At 65.3% G+C, this 21,113-nt stretch carries 24 protein-coding genes and 1 riboswitch; of the genes, 16 read left to right on the top strand and 8 right to left on the bottom strand.

What is annotated here, in order from left to right; genetic code table 11:
* Window positions 1-12: 12 nt before the first annotated feature.
* The gene (locus OHB26_RS06220; protein WP_330183269.1) at window positions 13-243 is read left to right on the top strand and encodes a DUF167 domain-containing protein; all 231 of its coding nucleotides are present in this window, start codon (window positions 13-15) and stop codon (window positions 241-243) included.
* A gap of 6 nt (window positions 244-249) precedes the next feature.
* On the opposite strand, the gene OHB26_RS06215 is transcribed toward OHB26_RS06220, so the two are convergent.
* Both OHB26_RS06215 and OHB26_RS06210 read right to left on the bottom strand, forming a co-directional pair.
* Entirely contained in the window at window positions 250-861 is a 612-nt protein-coding gene (locus tag OHB26_RS06215; protein WP_330185521.1) for a Uma2 family endonuclease, read from the bottom strand.
* A 156-nt stretch (window positions 862-1,017) separates the two neighbouring features.
* Entirely contained in the window at window positions 1,018-1,494 is a 477-nt protein-coding gene (locus OHB26_RS06210) for a tRNA (cytidine(34)-2'-O)-methyltransferase (RefSeq protein ID WP_442942866.1), read from the bottom strand.
* Window positions 1,495-1,673: 179 nt separating this feature from the next.
* Between OHB26_RS06210 and OHB26_RS06205 the strand changes: the two genes are divergently transcribed.
* Window positions 1,674-1,919: a DUF3017 domain-containing protein gene (locus OHB26_RS06205; RefSeq protein ID WP_330185520.1), complete on the top strand. Its 246-nt coding sequence runs from the start codon at window positions 1,674-1,676 to the stop codon at window positions 1,917-1,919.
* Between the two features lie 5 nt (window positions 1,920-1,924).
* On the opposite strand, the gene OHB26_RS06200 is transcribed toward OHB26_RS06205, so the two are convergent.
* The 4 genes from OHB26_RS06200 to OHB26_RS06185 all read right to left on the bottom strand — a co-directional run bounded on the left by OHB26_RS06200 (window position 1,925) and on the right by OHB26_RS06185 (window position 5,641).
* A complete protein-coding gene (locus OHB26_RS06200) occupies window positions 1,925-2,086 on the bottom strand; it encodes a hypothetical protein (RefSeq protein WP_169812511.1) in 162 nt (53 codons plus the stop codon).
* Window positions 2,087-2,251: 165 nt separating this feature from the next.
* A complete protein-coding gene (metX, locus tag OHB26_RS06195) occupies window positions 2,252-3,406 on the bottom strand; it encodes a homoserine O-acetyltransferase MetX (RefSeq protein WP_330183267.1) in 1,155 nt (384 codons plus the stop codon).
* Complete coding sequence (locus OHB26_RS06190; RefSeq protein ID WP_330183266.1) at window positions 3,403-4,728, bottom strand: bifunctional o-acetylhomoserine/o-acetylserine sulfhydrylase; 1,326 nt, start codon at window positions 4,726-4,728, stop codon at window positions 3,403-3,405. Before OHB26_RS06190 ends, metX begins: the two co-directional genes overlap by 4 nt.
* Window positions 4,729-4,822: 94 nt before the next feature.
* Window positions 4,823-4,933, bottom strand: a riboswitch (SAM riboswitch).
* 12 nt (window positions 4,934-4,945) lie between these two features.
* The gene (locus OHB26_RS06185; protein ID WP_330183265.1) at window positions 4,946-5,641 is read right to left on the bottom strand and encodes a TetR/AcrR family transcriptional regulator; all 696 of its coding nucleotides are present in this window, start codon (window positions 5,639-5,641) and stop codon (window positions 4,946-4,948) included.
* Between the two features lie 137 nt (window positions 5,642-5,778).
* On the opposite strand from OHB26_RS06185, the gene OHB26_RS06180 reads away from it, so the two are divergent.
* The 4 genes from OHB26_RS06180 (at window position 5,779) to OHB26_RS06165 (ending at window position 11,463) form a co-directional block, all read left to right on the top strand.
* The gene (locus tag OHB26_RS06180; RefSeq protein ID WP_330183264.1) at window positions 5,779-7,272 is read left to right on the top strand and encodes an MFS transporter; all 1,494 of its coding nucleotides are present in this window, start codon (window positions 5,779-5,781) and stop codon (window positions 7,270-7,272) included.
* 323 nt (window positions 7,273-7,595) lie between these two features.
* On the top strand, window positions 7,596-8,813 hold the full coding sequence (locus OHB26_RS06175) for an NADP-dependent isocitrate dehydrogenase (protein ID WP_330183263.1): 1,218 nt from the start codon (window positions 7,596-7,598) through the stop codon (window positions 8,811-8,813).
* Between the two features lie 368 nt (window positions 8,814-9,181).
* Window positions 9,182-10,936, top strand: coding sequence for a hypothetical protein (locus OHB26_RS06170; protein ID WP_330183262.1), 1,755 nt, complete (start codon window positions 9,182-9,184; stop codon window positions 10,934-10,936).
* 98 nt (window positions 10,937-11,034) lie between these two features.
* Window positions 11,035-11,463, top strand: a complete 429-nt coding sequence (locus OHB26_RS06165) for a hypothetical protein (protein ID WP_330183261.1) — start codon at window positions 11,035-11,037, stop codon at window positions 11,461-11,463.
* Window positions 11,464-11,479: 16 nt separating this feature from the next.
* On the opposite strand, the gene OHB26_RS06160 is transcribed toward OHB26_RS06165, so the two are convergent.
* Together OHB26_RS06160 and OHB26_RS06155 are read right to left on the bottom strand one after the other, a co-directional pair.
* Window positions 11,480-11,782 (bottom strand): WXG100 family type VII secretion target, encoded by a 303-nt coding sequence (locus tag OHB26_RS06160; RefSeq protein ID WP_330183260.1) that lies wholly within the window; start codon window positions 11,780-11,782, stop codon window positions 11,480-11,482.
* 15 nt (window positions 11,783-11,797) lie between these two features.
* Window positions 11,798-12,133, bottom strand: coding sequence for a WXG100 family type VII secretion target (locus OHB26_RS06155; RefSeq protein ID WP_330183259.1), 336 nt, complete (start codon window positions 12,131-12,133; stop codon window positions 11,798-11,800).
* Window positions 12,134-12,222: 89 nt separating this feature from the next.
* On the opposite strand from OHB26_RS06155, the gene OHB26_RS06150 reads away from it, so the two are divergent.
* The 10 genes from OHB26_RS06150 (at window position 12,223) to OHB26_RS06105 (ending at window position 21,088) form a co-directional block, all read left to right on the top strand.
* On the top strand, window positions 12,223-12,591 hold the full coding sequence (locus OHB26_RS06150; RefSeq protein WP_330183258.1) for a YbaB/EbfC family nucleoid-associated protein: 369 nt from the start codon (window positions 12,223-12,225) through the stop codon (window positions 12,589-12,591).
* Between the two features lie 175 nt (window positions 12,592-12,766).
* Entirely contained in the window at window positions 12,767-13,090 is a 324-nt protein-coding gene (locus OHB26_RS06145; protein WP_330183257.1) for a hypothetical protein, read from the top strand.
* 154 nt (window positions 13,091-13,244) lie between these two features.
* Entirely contained in the window at window positions 13,245-14,489 is a 1,245-nt protein-coding gene (locus OHB26_RS06140; protein WP_330183256.1) for an MFS transporter, read from the top strand.
* Between the two features lie 36 nt (window positions 14,490-14,525).
* Window positions 14,526-15,170, top strand: a complete 645-nt coding sequence (locus tag OHB26_RS06135) for a TetR/AcrR family transcriptional regulator (RefSeq protein ID WP_330183255.1) — start codon at window positions 14,526-14,528, stop codon at window positions 15,168-15,170.
* A gap of 170 nt (window positions 15,171-15,340) precedes the next feature.
* On the top strand, window positions 15,341-16,546 hold the full coding sequence (locus OHB26_RS06130; protein ID WP_330183254.1) for a lipid-transfer protein: 1,206 nt from the start codon (window positions 15,341-15,343) through the stop codon (window positions 16,544-16,546).
* A 54-nt stretch (window positions 16,547-16,600) separates the two neighbouring features.
* A complete protein-coding gene (locus tag OHB26_RS06125) occupies window positions 16,601-17,044 on the top strand; it encodes a type II toxin-antitoxin system Rv0910 family toxin (protein ID WP_330183253.1) in 444 nt (147 codons plus the stop codon).
* A gap of 14 nt (window positions 17,045-17,058) precedes the next feature.
* Window positions 17,059-17,922, top strand: coding sequence for a MaoC/PaaZ C-terminal domain-containing protein (locus OHB26_RS06120; RefSeq protein ID WP_442942986.1), 864 nt, complete (start codon window positions 17,059-17,061; stop codon window positions 17,920-17,922).
* A gap of 119 nt (window positions 17,923-18,041) precedes the next feature.
* The gene (locus OHB26_RS06115; RefSeq protein ID WP_330183251.1) at window positions 18,042-18,920 is read left to right on the top strand and encodes an SDR family oxidoreductase; all 879 of its coding nucleotides are present in this window, start codon (window positions 18,042-18,044) and stop codon (window positions 18,918-18,920) included.
* 27 nt (window positions 18,921-18,947) lie between these two features.
* The gene (locus tag OHB26_RS06110; RefSeq protein ID WP_330183250.1) at window positions 18,948-20,213 is read left to right on the top strand and encodes an acyl-CoA dehydrogenase family protein; all 1,266 of its coding nucleotides are present in this window, start codon (window positions 18,948-18,950) and stop codon (window positions 20,211-20,213) included.
* A complete protein-coding gene (locus OHB26_RS06105) occupies window positions 20,210-21,088 on the top strand; it encodes an alpha/beta fold hydrolase (protein WP_330183249.1) in 879 nt (292 codons plus the stop codon). Before OHB26_RS06110 ends, OHB26_RS06105 begins: the two co-directional genes overlap by 4 nt.
* The last annotated feature ends 25 nt before the right edge of the window (window positions 21,089-21,113 follow it).

Genomic DNA, 21,113 nt, shown 5'->3' with positions numbered 1-21,113 from the left:
GGAGTCCGCCACATGCCCACCGTGGTCCGAGCCACCATCAAACCCAACAGCAAAAAGGGCCCCCTGGTGGAAACCCTCGAAGACGGCACCCTCCAGCTCTACGTCCGCGCCCCCGCCCAGGAGGGCAAAGCCAACAAGGCCGCCATAGCACTCCTGGCCACCCACCTCGGTGTCCCGAAGTCCTCGATCACCCTCACCGCCGGAGCCACCTCCCGCTTCAAACGCTTCGAGATCGACGACTGATTCGGTTCAGAATTCGAGCTCAGTCCAGGGGATGTGGATCGGGAACGGGAAATCGAACGCGATGCCCGCGGAGTCGGCCGGTGTCCACTCTCCGGTGATCAGGTAGTTCGTGGTCCGAAGCGGGTGAACCCCGTCGGGCAATGGCCCCGGCTCGGTCTCGAGACCGAAAACGCGCACCATCGCGATGGCGCTGGTTTCCGCGGCCAGAGTGACCTCCCAGTACCAGGGGATTCCAGCGCTCGCGTAGCGGCCTCGTTTGGCGTCCATATCGGATTGCTTATTCGAGGGCGAGAGGACTTCGCCGACCACGGAGGCATCGGTGGCGCGCACATCCTGGTAGGGGGATTCGAGGCAGCGGTGGACGAGGAAATCTGGCGTGAGAAAATCGGATTTACCGGTGGGATGCAGAAAGACGTTGGTCTCCGTCGTAGCGCGCCAACAGTTTTCGGGCTGGTGTATCGAGGCGTCACGTGCGCACTTGCGCAGTCCGCTCCACAGCAGATTCGTGAACGTTTGGTGTTCGGACGGTCCGCGCCGTAGCCAGACCACCCGTCCGTCCCACAACTCGATCTGTTCCGCGATCTCTTCCGGAAGTCGCCCGAGCTCCTCCCAGGTCATGTACTCGGGGAGCTCGGGTTGTGTATACGGAAGTGCCACGTCGTCAGGATAATTCGGCATACCCGCAGCCTCCGGGGCTTTTCGAAGCTAGGACGGTTTCATCCCCATTGTCGCGTGTCTCGGCCGTTGACACACGGTTCGAGCGGTCGCATGTCCCTACACCGCGCCCGGGAAGCCCTGTTGCCGCCAGGCTTCGTAGACGGCTACGGCGGCGGCGTTGGAGAGGTTCATGGAGCGGCGGCCGGGGAGCATGGGGATGCGGAGTTGTTCGGTGATCCGAGAGTCGGCCAAGACCTCATCCGGAAGGCCGGTGGGCTCGGGGCCGAAGAGCAGGACGTCGCCGTCGTGATACTCGATGTCGGTATTGCGGGTGGTGGCGGCGGCGGTGAAGGCGAAGACGCGCTCGGGTTTGATGGAATCCCATGCGGCGCTGAGATGCTCGTGCACCGTGACCGAGGCCAGGTCGTGGTAGTCCAACCCGGCTCTGCGTAGTTTGGGCTCGGATAGGTCGAAGCCGAGGGGTTCGATCAGGTGTAGCTCGCAGCCGGTTCCGGCGGCCAGGCGGATGGCATTGCCGGTATTGGGCGGGATGCGGGGGGAGAAGAACACCAAATGGAACACGCCCCTCAGCATTCCAGAGGATGACAACCGTACTGTTCGCAGCCCGGGTAGGCGGCGTGCCGGGTGGGCGCGCGGAATCGGCGGGCCGCAGCGCACCGGGGGCGGTTAAGCTCTGCTGCGTGAGTCCAGCCCATGCCGCCCCTTCGGGTCCCACCAGCCGGTTCGGTCAGTCTGTGCGTGACAATCTGCCGATGGTGCTGATCGGCGCCGTACTGGTGGTGGCGGTGGTGTTCCTGGCGTGGGATCGCTGGCGGCGCGGGACGTTCTTCTTCGGCGGCGCGGCGCTGCTGGCGGCGGCCTTCCGGATGCTGCTGCCCACGGAGAGGGTGGGCTTGCTGGCGGTGCGCAGCAAGCCCTTCGATGTGGGGTGGTTGACGGTGATGGGGAGCGTGATCATCGTGCTGGCGGCGACCATCAACAGCCTGGGCGTCACCTAGCCGATTCAGGCGGTGGTCAGGCGGCGTCCGAGTTCGCGGCGCAGGATCTCCTGGTCGGGTAGGCGGTGTAATACGCGCAGCACGGCGGGGCGAAGTTCGCGCTGTTCCTCATCGGAGAGCAACGCGACCAGATCGCGCAGATCCATGTCATCGAAGGCTGCTGTCATGCTGCATACCTTACGGCGGCGCACCGGAACAGTCACGGAATCGGCGTGTCGGTTACCGAGGTGTCATCGCCGTGAAACCGTCAGTGCGTCAAGATAATTCGTACGAAACAGGCAGGACTCATGGTGTGCCCGCGGTCATCGCGACCGCGGGCAGCCATACGAGGTTCAGCCGCGCGCCGCGCGCGCCAGCTCCATGGTCTCGGCCATGAGCTTGCTGACCGCTTCGGTCTCGGTCAGGAAGCCGTCATGCCCGTCTCGTGAGTGCACGATCTCCAGGCCCTTACAGCCGGGCAGCAGATCGGCCAGCTCCTGCTGATTGCGCAGCGGATACAGCCGATCGGAGTCCACGCCCCCGACCACGACCGGCACCGGAGTGCTGGCCAGCGCGGCCTCCACGCCGCCGCGCCCGCGGCCGACGTCGTACCGGTTCAGCGCCTCGGTGAGCAGCACGTAGGTGCCCGGATCGAAGCGTGAGATGAGCTTGTCGGCCTGATACTCCAGATAACTCTGCACCGCGTAACGCCCACCCTCCCAGGGGTTTTCGTCACCCTGAGCGTGGTTCTCGAAGCGGTGGTCGAGCTCGGCCTCGGCGCGGTAGGTCAGGTGCGCCATGCGGCGGGCCAGTCCCATGCCGGTCATCGGGGCGCGCCCGGTGCCGTAGTAGTTGCCGCCCTGCCAGTCCGGATCGGACTTGATGATGGCGATCTGCGTGGTCTGCTGGCCCAGCTGATCGGCGGTGGCGCGGGCGCTGGCGGCGAGTACGAGCGCGGCCCCGACCCGTTCGGGATAGCCGATCATCCACTCGAGCACCCGCATGCCGCCCATGGATCCGCCGACGATCGCGGCTAGTCGATCAATGCCGAGCCGATCGAAGAACTGCGCCTCCGCGGTCACCTGATCGCGAATGGTGTACTCGGGAAACCGTCCGCCCCAAGGCTTTCCATCCGGTGCCAGGGAGGACGGCCCGGTGCTGCCCTTACAGCCGCCGAGCACGTTCACCGCGATGACGCACCATTCGCGGGTGTCGACCGACTTACCCGGTCCGATGGTCCCGTCCCACCAGCCGGGGGAGTCGTGGTGCACATCGGCGGGGCCGACCACATGCGAGTCACCGGTCAGCGCATGCTCCACCAGCACCACATTGTCGGCGTTCGCCGATAGTTCGCCCCAACGCTGTACGGCCAGCGTCACATCGGGGATGACGGCGCCGCTCTCCAGCACCACATCCCCGATGGCAATGCTGCCGAGCGTCCCGTCCGGCGGCGGTAGTAGTGCCGCCGCCGTCGGAACGGTCGTGCCCGAGTCGGTGTTCGTGGTCAACTCGCGACCGCCGTCAGTCCGGCGCGCAGGTCGGCCAGGATGTCGTCGATACCCTCGATGCCCACGGCCAACCGCACCAGACCAGGGGTGACGCCGGAGGCGAGCTGCTCCTGCGGGGTCAGCTGGGAGTGGGTGGTGGAGGCCGGGTGGATCACGAGCGAACGCACATCCCCGATGTTAGCGACATGGCTGTGCAGCACCAGAGCGTCCACGAACTTCTTGCCCGCATCGACGCCGCCGGCCAGTTCGAAGGAGACGATCGCGCCGACGCCCTTGGGTGCCAGTTGTTTGCCGCGCTCGAACCACGGTGAATCGGAGAGTCCGGCGTAGTAGACCTTGTCGATGCCCGGCTGCTGGGTCAGGAACTCCGCCACGGCCTGGGCGTTGGACACGTGCCGCTCCACCCGCAGGCTCAGCGTCTCGATGCCCTGGGCGATCAGGAAGGCGTTGAACGGCGCGACCGCCGCACCCAGATCGCGCAGCAGCTGTACCCGTGCCTTGAGCGCGTACGCCGGTGCGCCGAGGGAGGCGAAGACCACACCGTGATAGCTGGGATCGGCGGTGGTGAAGCCCGGGAAGCGCGGCTTGCCGTCGGTGTCGGTGACGGTCCAGTCGAAGGTGCCGCCGTCCACGATCACCCCGGCGACGGCCGAACCGTGCCCGCCCAGGTACTTGGTGGCCGAGTGCACCACGATGTCCGCACCGTGCCGCAAAGGCTGGATCAGGTACGGCGTGGCGACGGTGTTGTCCACGATCAACGGCACACCCGCGGCATGCGCGACACCCGCGATACCCGGGATATCCAGAATGGAGCTGCTCGGATTGGCGACGGTCTCGCCGTAGAACGCCTTGGTATTGGGCCGCACGGCCGCTTCCCACTGCGCCAGATCATCCGGATCCTCCACGAAACTGACCTCGATACCCAGCTTGGGCAGCGAGTAGTGGAAGAGGTTGTAGGTGCCGCCGTACAGGTGCGGGCTGGAGACGATGTGATCGCCCGCCTCGGCGAGGTTCAGGATCGCGTAGGTCTCCGCGGCCTGTCCGGAGGCCAGCAGCAGTGCGGCCACACCACCCTCCAGGGCGGCGATGCGCTGCTCCACCACATCCTGGGTGGGGTTCATGATGCGGGTGTAGATATTGCCCGGTTCGGCGAGTCCGAAGAGCGCGGCGGCGTGATCGGTATCGCGGAAGGCGTACGAGGTGGTCTGGTAGATCGGCAGTGCGCGCGCGCCGGTGGCGGCGTCGGGGGCTTGGCCCGCATGAACCTGCCTGGTCTCGAAGGACCAGTTGGCGGGGTCGATGGACGCGGTCGAGTCACTCATGTCGTGCTCCAGAGACAAAGGTCGCCTATACGGCGGAGGTGGACGTTATCGGAAGGCGAATTGGCTTCGACAACAACACATCTCGGGTCCTCCTACAGTGCGCTTGCGCCCGGCCTTCGAGCGCCTGGTCCTCACCCGGAGCACCCCGCCGCTGCTGGAGGGTTGCCGATCAGCGAGCCGGGGCTTTGCGCTGATGCTCTTGACCTTGGCGGAGATTCTAACGGGGCGGCGCAACAGCCGTCGCGACGGGGAGGGCACAACTGCGTGTGAACTCGTCGAATGCGGCCACGACATTCGTGATCAGGTCTTGGGCCGAGGCCGGGGCGGAGCAGCCCGGCAGGGTGGCGTCGGATTCGCATTCCATGCCGATGCGCGCGATGGCGTGCCAGGTGGAGGCGATGACCTGAACCTGCATGGAGTTCGGGTCGGTCCGCAGGCGTTCGGCGAGCACGGCGGTCATGGCGCGGGTCTTGCTGTCCGCGGATTGCAGACTCTGCGCGCGGACCGTCGGACTGGTCTGGGTGACGCGCTGCATCTGCTGGAACCAGCGGAACGGCACCGGATTGTCGCTGTCGATGACCTGCTCGACGAAGGCTTTGAAGGCGTTCAGCAGCGACTGCAGTTCGTTGCCTGTAATCGGTTGTGCGCGTAGCTGTTCCGCCAGCGCGATGCCCACCTCTTCGATGGGGGCGATGACGATCGCCTCTTTGCTGTCGAAGTACCGGTTGATGGTGCGCGGTGAGACATCGGCCGCATCGGCGATCTGCTCCACGGTGGTGGCGTCGAAGCCCTGGGCATCGCAGAGTCGCAGCGCCACGTCGATGATGCGGGTGCGGGTCTGCTGCTTCTTGCGCTCACGCAGGCCGGGACGGTGGCGCTCCAGCAGATCGGCATGCATCGACGACTCGGACATGCCGTCATTGTATCGCCGCGCGGAGTGATTGTGACGTAAACAGCCAACTGTCTGATTACGACAGTTTTCTCTTGACGCCAAATGTCTGGGAGTGCCACGATGGACCAGGCTGTTCGAACCACTCCTGAGGAGACGGCATGACCACTGGGACGGCGACTCTCGCGCCCAACGAAACATCAAGTCCGGCAAGCGCTTCCAAGCGCTGGCTGGCGCTGGGCGTGATCGCCATGGCCCAGCTGATGGTGGTACTCGACGCCACCATCGTGACGATTTCCCTACCCTTCGCCCAGCAGGACCTGGGCATCAGCGACGGCAACCGGCAGTGGGTGCTGACCGCGTACACCCTCATCTTCGGCGGACTCCTCCTGCTCGGCGGACGTCTCGCCGACTATCTGGGCCGCCGCCGCATCTTCCTGATCGGCCTGATCGGTTTCGCCGCGGCCTCCGCGCTGGCCGGTCTGGCGCAGAACACCGCCGAACTCTTCGCGGGCCGCGGTCTCCAGGGCGCGTTCGGCGCGCTGCTGGCCCCCGCGGCGCTGTCGCTGGTGTCGGTCACCTTCACCGAGGCCAAGGAGCGGGCGCGCGCGTTCGGTGTCTTCGCGGGCGTCTCGGCGGGTGGCGCGGCCATCGGCCTGATCGTCGGCGGCGCGCTCACCGAGTACGCCAGCTGGCGCTGGTGCCTGCTGGTGAACACGCCGATCGCGCTGCTGGCGTTCGCGGGTGCGATGGCGTTCGTCATCAAGGACACCCCGGCCCCGCGTACGGGCGGTTACGACCTGCCCGGTGCGATCACCGCGACGCTCGGCTTGGTCTCGGTGGTCTACGGTTTCAGCCGCGCGGCCGACGACGGCTGGGGCGCGGCCTCCACGCTGTCGTTGCTCATCGTGGGTGTGGCCCTGCTGATCGCCTTCGTCGCCATCGAGCGGCGTTCGGCGAATCCGCTGCTGCCGCTGCGTATTCCGGGTGAGATCAACCGCGGTGGGTCCTTCCTGGTCGCGTTGATCACGCCGATCGCGATGTTCGCCATGTTCCTGAATCTGAGCTTCTACCTGCAGATCACGCTCGGGTACTCGGCGCTCAAGGCGGGCGCGGCCTTCCTGCCGTTCCCGTTGGGCATCGTCATCTCGGCCGGTATCGCGAGTGCGCTGCTGCCCAAGATCGGGCCGCGCCCGGTCATGTTGGTCGGTGCGCTGTTCGGTACCGGTGGTCTGCTCTACCTGGCACAGCTTTCGCTCGGGGACAGTTACGCCACGCATGTGCTGCCCGCGATCCTGCTCATCGCGCTCGGCATGGGCGGGTTGTTCGTGGCCATGCAGACCACCGCGCTGCATCAGGTCGACGACGCGGACTCCGGTGTCGCCAGTGCGCTGCTCAATGCCGCGCAGCAGGTCGGTGGTTCCATCGGCACCGCATTGCTGATGACCCTCTCGGTGCAGGCGACCGAGCGGTACGCCCGGAATCACCCGACCATCGACAGTGTGGTGGCGCGGGCCTCGATCCACGGATACGACATCGCGTTCTACGCGGGCGCGGGCTTCTTCCTGCTGACGATTCCGATTATCGCGTTCATGATTCGCGATAAGCCGGAGACGCTGCTGGAGGGCTCCGAGCACGTGCACGTCGGAGTCTGATTCGGTAGCGATTCGCGATTGATCCGCACCCCCGTCGTGCCATGCGCGGCGGGGGTGCTTCGTGCCGTGGGTCACTCGATGCCTACCGGTGGGTAACTAAAGGGTGGTATCCCGCACAGCGGGGGCTGCCCGCGCGGTGAGGTACATAGCAGCAGTACGCTCGTCTTGTTTGGCGCTCCATAACGCGCGGACCTGGTACCAGAGGTCCCGCCGAGAACGCCGGGCATATACGTTGTTTGTTGAACAGCCGGGGCCCGCGCTCACAAGCGCGCTCACCTGGCCGTGCAATGGGAGCACCACCTTCCTAGGAGGACACGAAGTCCATGTCCAAGATCAAGGTTGAAGGGACTGTCGTCGAACTCGATGGCGACGAGATGACCCGGATCATCTGGCAGTTCATCAAGGACAAGCTGATCAACCCGTACCTCGATGTGAACCTCGAGTACTACGACCTCGGCATCGAGTACCGCGACAAGACCGATGATCAGGTCACCATCGACGCCGCCAACGCCATCAAGAAGCACGGCGTGGGCGTCAAGTGCGCGACCATCACTCCGGACGAGGCCCGGGTGAAGGAATTCGACCTCAAGAAGATGTGGCGGTCGCCGAACGGCACCATCCGCAATATTCTGGGCGGCACCATTTTCCGCGCGCCGATCATCATCTCGAATGTTCCGCGACTGGTTCCGGGTTGGACCAAGCCGATCATCATCGGCCGGCACGCCTTCGGTGATCAGTACCGCGCCACCGATTTCAAGGTGCACCAGGCGGGTACCGTCACCCTGACCTTCACGCCGGAGGACGGCTCCGAGCCGATCCAGCACGAGGTCGTGCGCATGCCCGAAGACGGCGGCGTGATCATGGGTATGTACAACTTCCAGGATTCGATTCGCGACTTCGCGCGGGCCTCGCTGAATTACGGCCTGCAGCAGAACTACCCGGTGTACCTCTCCACGAAGAACACCATCCTCAAGGCGTACGACGGCATGTTCAAGGACACCTTCGAAGAGGTGTACCAGACCGAATTCAAGAAGGAATTCGATGCCGCCGGCCTGACTTACGAGCACCGCCTCATCGACGATATGGTCGCCTCCGCGCTCAAGTGGGAGGGCGGCTACGTCTGGGCCTGCAAGAACTACGACGGCGATGTGCAGTCCGACACCGTCGCGCAGGGCTTCGGCTCGCTCGGCCTGATGACCTCGGTCCTGCTCACCCCGGACGGCCGCACCTGTGAGGCCGAGGCCGCGCACGGCACGGTCACCCGGCACTACCGCCAGTACCAGCAGGGCAAGCCCACCTCCACCAACCCGATCGCCTCGATCTTCGCGTGGACCCGTGGCCTGGCGCATCGCGGCAAGCTGGACAACACCCCCGAGGTGATCGGCTTCGCCCAGGCACTCGAGGAAGTTGTCATCAAGACCGTCGAAGACGGCCAGATGACCAAGGACCTGGCCCTGCTGGTCGGCGGCGATCAGGGCTACCTCACCACCGAGGAGTTCCTCGGCGTCCTCGACGCCAACCTGGCGCGCACTCTGCGCTGATCAACTCTCGGGCGCTCAGGGGTCCCCCCTGAAACCCCAGGAGCACAAGGGCTCCCGCTGGTTTCGCACTGAAACCGCCAGGACCGACGGGCGTTTCGACGCCCGGGACGCTTCGGCGTCCGAACCGCGCTGATGCACCGTTAACAGCGCCGCAGCGGCGAACCGATGGCGGCCGGGACCGATCGTCCCGGCCGGGACCATCCCTTCGCCGCGTACATTCCGGGCACCTGTCCCGCCACTTCCGGCGGAGCGGGTGCCCGAACTGTTTCGTGCGGCGGCTATTCGCGCGGTTCTCGCCACAGTGGGAAGCCGAAGAGGGGTCCGGGAGGGGATGTCGTGGGTACCGGTGTCGTGCGCGGGGTGAGCTGATGGCTCCGCCCGAAGGAACAACCCTGGTCGTCGACCCGAACGTCTACTACAAAGCGGCCGAACACCTCGCCACGCTGGCCGGTGGTATCGGCACCGCAGTCACCCGGGACCTCGTCCCTGGACTGGCAGCGAGTTCGGGTATGGGCGGCAACTATTCGGCGGTAACAGGCTGGAATTCCGCCTACCACAAGAACTCTGGTGAGGTAAGGACGGCCGTCCTGGCCGTCACCGCCGCCCTGGCGCATTTCGGCGATATCCTCAACATCGCCGGGTATAACTGGGACACAGCCGAATACAACGCGAACACCAACCCGAACAAGGGTTCGCCACCGGCACATCCCGTCCTCGGGGCGGCGACTCCGCTGGGTGCGGCCGGGTTCCCCGAAATCCCGGATCCGAGTGGCGATAATGGTGCGGGCTTGACGATCGCTCCCGCCTGGGGGTTCGAGACGCCGTGGACAGGCGCGCCGAACGGTCACGCCGACGCCCTGGCCGCCGCTGCTGCCGCCTGGGACGCCTTCGCGTTCAGCACCGAGTTGCTGACTTCGCCGAGCGCGGTGCTCGACGTACGAATCTCCTTCACCGGCGTGCAAGCACCCGAGGTGCCCGATATCGAGGAAGCATTGAAGGCGCTGGAAGGCGCGGCTGACCAAGTCAGCAATGTCGCATGCGCGCTCGCCGCCAAGACCGGGCTGTACCACGACCATCTCGTCGAAGTGCGGCAGCAATTGATCGCGGCGGCTCCTGGCGCCTTCCCGGCGCATCCGGGTGCCAACATGATTCGAACGACAAATAACACCTCGGTCCGGATTTCCGTGGCGGCGACCCTCACCACCATCGACGTGTTGAACGCTCTCAGCACCTTCAACGCGACCGTTCAACACTCCACGTTGCTCGCGGACTTCACGAAGTCCGATTACGCGCTCAACGGCTTCACGGCCTCGGATGCGCTCAGTAATATCCCGAAGGTGCAGGCGTTGGCCGAGCTACCGCTACTTGTCGAATCTGGAAACCAGAATGACAACACCTCTCTCCACGGAGAATTGGACAACCTCGCGACCTGGCGGACACCGACGGCGACCTTGACCGCGGTGAATGTGGACGCGCTGAATCCATACGGTCCGCAGATGAAGAATTGGGCCATGCTAGCGGTGAAGTATGGCAATGAGGCGGGTGTCGATCCGCGCCTGGTGCTTGCCATGGCGCTGCAAGAAGGCGCGCCTCTCCGCTCGGGCTTGGAGAGCAAGTTCTATGACCAGCTGCAGGGTGGTCCGTCGGTCTATGAACCGCACTCCGGGGTTGGCAAATTGGCCGGTATAGGTTGGGACGAGGCACGTCTCAATGCCTCCAGGCTCGGTGTGGACAAGAATGGGGCCGGCAATTCCATCGGTTTGACCAATCAGAAGGAAGGCCCGTTCAACGAAGTGGCGGCCAAGTACAAGGATCAATTCAAGGGGCAGGAGTGGTCTGATTTGGTCGGCAACGACGATCTGGCGATGAAGGCGGCGGCGTACAACCTGAAGATGCTCAACGATGACGCCGCATCGCAGGCCACGGTCGAGGTACGTGCGAGCCAGCCACATGACCAGTTTCTCGGATCCGGCTACAACGCCGGCGGACTGGTCGGGCGTTCGCTGGATGTTGCCCTGGGAAACGGTGGGTTTCAGGAGCTCGAGATCGAGCACGGTCAGAGTACGGTAAATGTTGTCGCACTGGCGAATACAATCCTGTGTGGAAGCGGAGCGTATAGGTGATGATTCGCGGGGGCGGTCCGAGTCGCCGGTATCTCTGGGGGTGTGTTGCTCTCGTATCGCTGGTTGTCGTAGGTCTTGTGGGTTTTGGGTATCACAGTTTGAAAGTCACCCATCATGATCCGACCGAGGCCATGCGTATTGCCGAAGCCACGACCGTGGCAGGATTTGCCCGTATGGCGGTTGCCGATGTGTCCGGTGGTGACAGCGACCCCACTACCTACGCTGTGGCCTACTTCATCGGTCCTGCGCCGAAACCTGATCCGATCAAGGCCGTTGTGGTGCCGACGATTCACCTGAATACGGTTGCCCCGTCGGACGACCCACAACCGTGGGAGAAGCCGAAATACATCACGGTTGTCGCGTCGGGTAAGCGACCGGACGGATGCGCGGCATCGGTTTCGTATCTCACAGCGTCCGTACCGGAACCGCAGATATCGGAATCGCATCTCACGGCCGAGCAACTTGACGAGGTACGTGCGGGTTCGAAGATATTCATCAGACTGTCCGTCACCGGATGTGGTTCGTAATGAGGTCTGTGCGCAGCTACCTTCCACCGAGCATCGCGCTGTTGGTCGTGGCGGCTCTGCTGTAATGCGTATGTGCTTCGGCGGCGGCGCGTTTCATCTCTTCGATACCTTCTGAGACTTCTGCTGCTCCGGTCATCCACTTCTGGAAGGCTTCGGCTTGGGCGTCCGCGCCGGAGCCGTTCCAGTTCTGCTGGACCGAGTCGATCCGCTGCTGGAGGCCGGACATACTGTCGGTAAGGAATTTCACGAAGCCGGAGAGGCGATCGGTGATGCTCTCGAGCTCGGACAGATTCACCTGAAATGGCTGTGACTCGCTCATTCTCGGTCCTTCCGGTCAGTTCGGCGGCAGATTCAGCAGGGAACCGAAGCCACCTGCATTGCCTTGATCGACGTCCGCATATGCGGTGGCGGATACGCCCAGCAGTTCGGCCATGGCCTGCAAGGCTTGCAGGACTTCGGTTGCGCCGGTGCGGACTTCATCCCAGCCGTGCCGGTAGTGGCTGGCGGAGTTCCCTTTCCACGTGGTCAGCAGGTCGGTCACATCGGTGTCGAGCGACTTGACCTCGTTGATCAACTCCTCGGCCGTCAGTTGTACGAACTTGCCCGCGTCGGTGACATCGGCGGGCGCAACCTGGAATCCGTCTCCGGGCACCCCTGAGTTCACAGCCATGAATCCCCCTTATCGCCTGGTCAGATAGGCTCTGGCCAACCTACCGTAATCGATTGGTACGGAACGTTTCTTGGGCTGGGGGCTTGCCGATGAGTATGAATCCGGAACAGATCGCGGCGCGGAATGCACGTATCCAGAGTGCGATCGCGCAGGTTCGTGGCAGCGCGGAAACAACGGGTGGGGCGGTGGTTGTCGAAACCGATGTGAACGGCACCATCACCGATCTGCGAATCTCGCAGGCCGCGATGGCGGTGGATCCCGCCCGATTGGCCAAGGCCATCTCGCAGTGTCATGAGACCGCCAGGGACCGAGCTCAGACCGAGGCCACCAGGTTGTTCACCGAACTGCTGGAATCGCCTGAGCCGGCACCCCGAACGGCCGCACTCGGTTCGCACACCGCGCCCGGATCGGACGAGTGGGAGGAATCGACTCCGCTGCGCATCACGCGCTCGCTGTAGTGACCGCTGGGGGCACCCGGCCGAGCCGATCACGAAATGTTCACACCGCGCGCGGCAGCATGGTGCGCGTGTGAAGGAGGAGATGTGTCGGGTATCGGGAGTGATTTGCCGCGGGTGGTGCGGGGGCGGGTGCTCGTGCCGGGGGAGGAGGGGTTCGAGGGGGCTCGGCGCTCTGGTGCAGGTTCGTCATCTGGGTGGGGCATTGACGCGGCCGCCGTCGGATGCCGGTGCGGCGGGCGGCGTCCGGGAGCCGTATCTGCTGTCGATGCTCGGTCCGGCTCCGACTCCGGCGCATGCCGATGCCGTCGCCGAGCGGCAGACGGAGATTGTCGCGGCGCTGCACTCGCATGTGTCCGGGCGCAAGCCGCTGACCTATGTGGATGCCGGTGATTCGGCGGCCGACGCCTTCGCCCCGGACACCCTGGCGCGGCTGCGGTCGATCAAGCGGCGGTACGACCCATTGGGACGATTCGCGGGAGCTCCCCGGTTTTCGGCCTGAACCCCGGAGGAGAACGCGCGAGTGTGCACCCTCGGCGGCGTTCTGTCGTAATCTCCGCCACCCGGGCACCCGCGCCGAGCAGGTCGCGGGATGGGTGAGGGGGGTCACCGTGAAATGGGGATGGGGGAGTGGCGCGGCGGTGTTGCGCAATTCCATGGCGAACTCTGTACCGGGCGTGGATGTGGCCGTCGAGACACCCGACGAGGTGGGCTCGGTCGTCGCCGAGCGCGGGTGGCCGATCGCCGCGATCCTGGCCCTGGCATTGGGCGGGTTCGGGATCGGCACCACCGAGTTCGTCACCATGGGTTTGCTGCCGAATATCGCCGATGCTATGTCCGTCTCGGAACCTGTTGCCGGACATATCGTTTCGGCGTACGCATTGGGTGTGGTGGTGGGTGCGCCGGTGATCGCGGCCATGGCCGCGCGGGTGGGCCGCAAGCGGCTGCTGATCGCCCTGATGGTGGCCTTCACCGTGGGCAACGCGGCCACCGTGATCGCGCCGACCTTCGCCACCCTGACCGTCGCCCGCTTCCTCTCGGGTCTGCCGCACGGCGCCTACTTCGGTGTCGCCTCACTGGCGGCGGCCTCACTCGCCCCGGTCGGTCAGCGCGCGAAGGCGGTTGCCGCGGTTATGCTCGGATTGAGCGCCGCCAATGTTGTCGGCGTTCCCGCAGCCACCTGGCTCGGCCAGCATCTGGGCTGGCGGGATGCCTTCGTGGTGGTCGCGATTATCGGATTGGCCACGGTGGCCGCCATTTTCAAGTTCGTGCCGGAGTTGCACGGTATTCGCCTGACCGATCCCCGCACCGAGTTGGGCGCCCTGCGCCGCTCGCAGGTGCTGCTCACCCTGGTGGTCGGCGCGGTCGGCTTCGGCGGCATGTTCGCCGTGTACACCTACATCACCACCACCCTCACCGATGTCTCCGGAATGAGCGTCGGGCTGGTCCCGATCGTGCTCATGCTCTTCGGATTGGGCATGGTGGCGGGCAATATCATCGGCGGCGTACTCGCCGATCGCGGCGTGGATCGCGCCATCTTCGCGGCCCTGCTGGCCATGGTGGTCATCCTCGCCGCTTTCGTCGCGGCGGCCCACAATCCGTTCACCGCCGCCCTCGGCGCCTTCTTCATCGGCGCGTCGGGCGCGGCCCTCGGCCCGGGCTTGCAGACCCGCCTGATGGATGTGGCACATGACGCGCAAACCCTGGCCGCGGCCCTGAATCACGCTGCCCTGAATATCGCGAACGCCGCCGGTGCATGGCTGGGTGGCCTGGTCATTGCCGCGGGTCTCGGCTACACCGCGCCGGCCGTGGTGGGCGCGGGCCTGGCGGTGCTCGGCACCGTGCTCTTCACCGCGACCGTGGCAATTGCCCGCCGATCGCCCGCCCCGAGCGGGCAGTGAACATACACGAGTGTATGTAAGTGTAATATCCGATCCATGACCAGGTCCGATGTCTCGAAGCCGCAGCGCCGCACGCAGGAGCAGCGCAGCACCGAGACGCGGATACGGCTGCTGGACGCCACCATCGAGTGTCTCGTCGAATTCGGGTACGCCGGAACCACCACCCCGCGGGTCGCGGAGCTGGCCGGGGTGACCCGCGGCGCTCAGGTGCATCACTTCGGATCGAAGACGGATCTGGTGGTGGCGGCCATCAGTCATCTGGCGCAGCGCCGCACCGAGGCCGCCATGCGGGAGATCGCGCGGGTGCGGACCGGGGACGATCCGCTGGGCAGCACCCTCGAATTCATGTGGGAGCTGCATCAGGGACCGCTCTTCATCGCGGCCATCGAGCTGTGGGTGGCCAGTCGCACCGATCCGGTGCTGGCCACCGAGATGGAGAAGGTCGAGCCGTTCGTCAATAACGCGGTGTTGCTGGCGGTGGCGCAGTTGGTGCCGAATGAGCTGCACCGCAAGAGCGTTCGCGATTTCACCTACACCGCCATGGATACGCTGCGCGGCATCCTGGTCACCGATTTCATCTCCCCGGATCCGGCACGCGCGCATCGCCGCTGGCTGCGCGCCTCCGCGCAACTGCGCTTGGCGGCCGAATCGGCGGTACCGGATCTGCGTCTCGCCGACTGATTTCGGCGCCTTTCACCACCTCACCTGTATGTTCCGCGCCCGGCGCGTGAACTGCTGATCTTGTGCACCCTTCGTTTGATTCAGGCCGCCCTCTTGCCTACTTACATACAGCTTTGTATGTTTGTTTCCTACCGGCCCGGAGGCAGGGCGGCCTGATGTGAGGGAGTTCGATGGCGAACAAGGTCTACGTCGTCGGCGTCGGCATGACGAAGTTCGAGAAGCCGGGGCGACGCAAGAACGAAGACGGCAGCAACTGGGACTACCCGGATATGGCTCGCGAATCCGGTACCAAGGCGCTGGCCGACGCGGGTATCGACTACCGCGAGATCGAGCAGGCGTACGTCGGCTACGTGTACGGCGAATCCACCTCCGGTCAGCGCGCGGTCTACGAACTCGGTATGACCGGCATCCCGGTGGTGAATGTCAACAACAACTGCTCCACCGGTTCGACCGCGCTCTACCTTGCGGCGCAGGCGATTCGGGGCGGTCTCGCGGACTGCACGCTGGCGCTGGGGTTCGAGAAGATGCAGCCCGGTTCGCTCGGCTCCAGCTATGACGATCGCGAACAGCCGATGGCCAAACATGTGATGGCGCTCGCGGAGATCTCCGAGGTGCTGTTCCCGGTGGCCCCGTGGATGTTCGGTGCCGCCGGTCGCGAGCATATGACCAAGTACGGCACCACCATCGAGCACTTCGCCAAGATCGGCTACAAGAACCACAAGCATTCGGTGAACAATCCGTACGCGCAGTTCCAGGAGGAGTACTCGCTCGAGGACATCCTGGCCTCGCGGATGATCTACGACCCGCTCACCAAACTGCAGTGCTCGCCCACCTCGGACGGCTCCGGCGCGGCCATTCTGGCCAGTGAGGAGTTCGTGGAGCGGCACGATCTGGCGGCGCGGGCGGTGGAGATCGTCGGTCAGACCATGACCACCGATTTCCGGTCCACCTTCGACGGCAGCGCCAAGAACCTCATCGGCTACGACATGAATGTGCAAGCCGCGGAGAAGGTCTACGCACAGGCGGGCCTGGGTCCCGAGGACTTCCAGGTCATCGAATTGCACGACTGCTTCTCCGCCAATGAACTGCTGCTGTACGAGGCCCTGGGCCTGTGCGAGGAGGGGCAGGCCGGTCAGCTCATCGACGCGGGCCAGACCACCTACGGCGGCAAGTGGGTGGTGAACCCGTCCGGCGGGCTCATCTCCAAGGGGCATCCTTTGGGCGCAACGGGTTTGGCGCAGTGCAGTGAACTCACCTGGCAGCTGCGCGGCACCGCCGACAAGCGGCAGGTGGAGAACGTCACCGCCGCGCTGCAGCACAACATCGGCCTGGGCGGCGCGGCGGTCGTCACCGCCTATCAGCGCGCCGACCGCTGAATCCGGCAGTACCCGAACAACTTTCACCACAAGACTCGACGAGGAGTACCTCTCATGGGACATATCGAAGCCAGCAAGGACCTGACCGCCTCCCCCGACGCCCTGTGGGCCGTCGTCTCCGATCCGCAGACCTGGGACAAGTGGTTCTCCATCCATGAGCGCTGGATGGAGGAGCCGCCGGCCGTGCTGGCCCCGGGCTCCAAACTGGTCGCGAAGATCCTGATGCTCGGTATGGCGAACAAGATCGAATGGGTGGTGCAGAGCGTCGACACCCCGAATCGCCTGGTACTCGGCGGCACCGGAATGGCGGGCGTGAAGGTCGAGTTCGCGTTCGATATCACCCCCGAGGGCGCCGGCAGCAAGTTCTCCGTCTCCGGCGACTTCGAGGGCGCGCTCATCAAGGGCGCACTCGGCAAGGCGGTCGAGAAGGACGGCCTCAATCAGCTCGACAAGACGCTGACGGCGCTCGATGCGCTGGCTACGGCGGTAAGCCGGTGAGAGGGCAAGGCGAGATAACCGGCAGTACAGTCGAATTCGATCCGGCCGGGCTGAACACCTGGAGCGATGAGGAGCCCTTCGAGGTCACCGGTGAGCGGCTGGCCGAATACGCCGCCGCCACCAACGATCCCATCGAAGCGCATCTGAAAGGCGAAGTGGCGTCGCCGATCTTCGCCATCGTCCCGGTCTTCGAGGCGATGATGATGCCGGTGCTCGAGGTGGTGCCGATGGATATCTTCGGCCGAGTCGTACACGGCGAGCAGGACTTCCACTTCCACCGCCCGATCCGCCCCGGCGACAAGCTGGTCTCGCGGGCCAAGGCCATCGGCTACGAGGGCAAGGACAATGGCTCGACCATCACCATCCTCATCGAATGCCGGGCGCAGGACGGCGAACTCGTCAATGAGCAGTACCTGACGGCGTTCTTCCGAAATGTGAACGCGGGCCCCAAGGTCGGCGACGCCGCGCCCGCGCATCGCTTCGATCCGGCGCTGGCCGAACAGCCGCCGCTGGCCCGGGTGGCCGCACATGTGGATCTGGATCAGACCTTCCGGTACTCGCCCGCCTCCGGCGATCCGGTACCGCTGCACCTGGACGAGCAGGTCGCCAAGGACGCCGGATTGCCCGGCATCATCGCGCACGGCCTGTGCACCATGGCCATGTCCTCCTGGGGCGTGCTCACCGAGGTCGGCGGCTCCGATGTCGCCCGGCTGCGCCGCTTCGCGGTGCGCTTCTCCAAGATGGTCTTCCCCGGTGACGACCTGGAGACCCGCATCTGGCGCAGGAGCGCCGAAAACGGTGAGGCCAGCTACGCCTTCGAAACCGGGCGCGGCGGAGATCTGGTACTGACCGACGGCCTCGCCGTCATCGCGGACTGATGCCCCGGCGCGGTGCGCGGTGCGGGCCGTGCACCGCACCACCAACAGCTTCATATCGACGGCGCCGCATCGAACAGCGCCGGGAAGCAAGACTTTTCGACTCTGTAAGGGAGCAGGATATGGGTGCACTGGAAGGACGGGTCGCCGTCATCACCGGCGCCGGGCGCGGTATCGGCCGCGAGCACGCGCTGTTGTTCGCGCGGGAGGGCGCGGCGATCGTGGTGAACGATCTGGGCGGCAGCAATGCCGGTGAGGGCGCGGATGCCGGACCGGCGCAGGAGGTGGTGAACGAGATCGTCGCCGCAGGGGGGCGCGCGATCGCGAACACCGACAATGTGGCGAACTGGGATGGTGCGAAAGCTCTTGTCGAACAGGCCGTCTCGGAGTTCGGCAAGCTCGATGTGGTCGTCAACAACGCGGGCATTCTGAGGGACGCGTTCATCGCCGGAATGGATGAGGCGCAATGGGATTCGGTGATCGCCGTACATCTCAAGGGGCACGCGGCGGTGCTGCACCACGCCGCCGCGTACTGGAAGGACCAGTCCAAGGCCGGTAATCAGCCCAATGCCGCGGTGATCAATACCGCGTCCGCCTCGGGCACCACCGTGCCGAATGCCGGACAGGCGAACTACGGTGCGGCCAAGGCGGGGATTGCCGCGCTCACCCTGGTCGCGGCCGATGAGCTGGCCCGCTACGGTGTGCGCGTCAATGCCATTGCCCCCATCGCTCGTACCCGGCTGACGCTGGCCACCCCGGGTATGGGCGCCATGATGGCGGCCGAGGCCGAGGCGGTCGAGGAGGGCGGCTTCGACGCCTTCAGTCCGGCGAACATCTCCCCGCTGGTCGCCTACCTGGCCACCGAGAAGTGCCCGATCACCGGCAAGGTCTTCGCCGTACAGGGCGGGGCGATCTCCGAACTGGCGGGCTGGCACGACGTGAAGACCATCGAGACCGAAGGCCCCTGGCTGCTCGACGATATCGCCGACCAGCTGCCCTGATGCTGCGAAACCCTCTGGAGAACAACGATGTTCGAATGGTCCGAGACCGATGAACTGATCCGTGACGCGGTGCGGAGCTTCATCGACAAGGAGATCCGCCCGCATCTGGACGCCCTCGACAGCGGTGACATGCTGCCGTACCCGATCATCCGGAAACTGTTCACGCAGTTCGGAATCGATGCCGTGGGCGCGGAGGCGATCGCCAAACTCATTGCCAAGCAGCGTAAACGGGAAGAGGCGCTGGCGGCGGGTGAACCGCTGCCGGAGAGATCGGCCGGGAAGTCCGGCGGCGGTAGCCCGTTCGCCGGGCAGGAATCGATGATGGCCGTGCTCATCGCCGAACTCTCCGGAGTCTGTATGGGTTTGGTCACCGCCATGGGTGTGAGCATCGGTCTCGGCGCGACCACCATCATGTCGCGCGGCACGCTCGCCCAGCAGGAGCGCTGGCTCGCCGATATCGTGACCATGAAAAAGGTTGCGGCCTGGGCGATCACGGAACCCGACTCGGGCTCGGACGCCTTCGGCGGGATGAAGACCTATGTGCGGCGCGACGGCGAGGACTACATCCTCAACGGCCAGAAGACCTTCATCACCAATGGTCCGTTCGCCGATGTGGTCGTGGTCTACGCCAAGCTCGACGAGGGCGACGGCGCGGACAAGCGCGATCGCAAGGTGCTGACCTTCGTCCTGGACAAGGGCATGGAGGGTTTCGCGCAGGGCAAACCGTTCAAGAAGATGGGCCTGCACGCCTCACCTACCGGTGAACTCTTCTTCGACAATGTGCGGCTGTCCAAGGACCGGCTGCTCGGTGAGACCGAGGAGCACCGAGCCGGTGACGGACGCGAAAGCGCCCGAACGAGTTTCACCGCCGAGCGCATCGGCGTCGCGTTCATGGCGCTGGGCATCGTGAACGAATGCCACCGGCTCTGTCTGGATTACGCCAAGAACCGCAAACTGTGGGGCCAGGAGATCGGGCGGTTCCAGCTGGTGCAGTTGAAGCTGGCGAAGATGGAGATCGCTCGCATCAATATCCAGAATATGGTGTTCAGCGTGCTCGAACGCGGTCGTGCGGGTAAGCAGCCCTCGCTGGCGGAGGCTTCGGCCATGAAGCTGTACTGCTCCGAGACCGCCACCGAGGTGGCCATGGAGGCGGTGCAGCTCTTCGGCGGCAACGGCTACATGTCCGAGTACCACGTGGAGCAGCTGGCGCGAGATGCCAAGTCGCTCATGATCTACGCGGGCAGTAATGAAATCCAGGTCACCCATGTGGCAAAGGGACTGCTCGGGAGATGACCACCTCCGATCACAGCGTGGTGACGGAATCGGCGCGAGAGTACGCCGGGGTGCGGACTCGGGAACTGTCGGTCGCGGGCGATGGGCCGACAGTGGTGCTGCTGCACGGTTATTGCGATAGCGCCGATACCTGGCGGGGTGTGCTGACCCGGCTGGCGGCGGCCGGACGGCGTGCCATAGCGGTGGATCTGCCCGGCTTCGGCCTGGCCGATCCGCGCCGCTCCGGGCCGCTGACCCCGCAGTTCGACGCCTTCGCCGATGCGCTCATCGCGGCGCACGGTCCCGTGGTGCTGGTGGGCAATTCGCTCGGGGCCGCGACCTCGGTGCACGCGGCGGCACGGGATCGGGCCGGGCGCGTTCGCGCCCTCGTCACCCTGGACGAACCGCTGCTGGCGCGACACCTGGTGGCGCGTCTGGCGCGCCGTGGCGAGTACCGGCGGTTCTTCGATATCGCCGGTGCGCTGCCGGTACCGGATCGCCTGGTGCACCGGGTGGTTCGGGGCGGGGTGGCGAGATTTGTCTATGGGCCTGGATATCGCGCCGATCCCGATTTCGTCGCGACGGCCCTGCGGTCGGTACCGAATATGGCGGCGGCCGCGGCGCGCGGGCGTGATGCGATCCGCTATGCCCGCGAGCATCCGGCCGGGCACGGCGCGCTCACCATCTCCTGTCCGGTGCTGGTGGTGCACGGTGCGAAGGATCGCATCATCCCGGTGCGGGCGAGCCGAGAACTGCACGCCCTGCTTCCCGGCAGCGAATTCGTGGTGCTGCCCACCGCCGGACACTGCCCGCAACTGGACGAGCCGGACAATGTGACCCGCCTTGTTCTGGGCATTCTCGCGCGGTCGGGGGACTCTCGGGAGCACGCTGGATAGCACATCCCCGCTCGAGGGTGCAGGA

Origin of the sequence: Nocardia sp. NBC_01503 (genome assembly GCF_036327755.1) — a bacterium.
In the GTDB taxonomy this organism is placed as follows: domain Bacteria; phylum Actinomycetota; class Actinomycetes; order Mycobacteriales; family Mycobacteriaceae; genus Nocardia.
This window is presented reverse-complemented; position numbering and strand designations above follow the sequence as displayed.